This window comes from Corynebacterium striatum ATCC 6940, assembly GCF_000159135.1.
GTDB lineage: Bacteria > Actinomycetota > Actinomycetes > Mycobacteriales > Mycobacteriaceae > Corynebacterium > Corynebacterium striatum.
Window position 1 is genome coordinate 1 of record NZ_GG667587.1, and the last position, 236, is coordinate 236.

General features: G+C 54.2%; 1 protein-coding gene. It reads left to right on the forward strand.

What is annotated here, in order from left to right; all coding sequences use genetic code 11:
* Window positions 1–64 precede the first annotated feature (64 nt).
* Window positions 65–236, forward strand: a 172-nt coding sequence (locus HMPREF0308_RS13485) for a GTP-binding protein (protein ID WP_005532525.1), incomplete at its 3' end; no start/stop codon positions are given.

Genomic DNA, 236 nt, shown 5'->3' on the forward strand with positions numbered 1-236 from the left:
ACAATGTGAACAACATGGAAGTTCCAGCAAAGTCGCTCAACAACGAAATGAGCGGGGTAACCCAGTGGCACTTGAAGCGTTGACCGACCTGAAGAAGGTCCGCAACATCGGCATCATGGCGCACATCGATGCTGGTAAGACCACCACCACGGAGCGCATCCTTTTCTACACCGGTATTAACCGTAAGATCGGTGAGACCCACGATGGCGCCTCCACGATGGACTGGATGGAGCAGG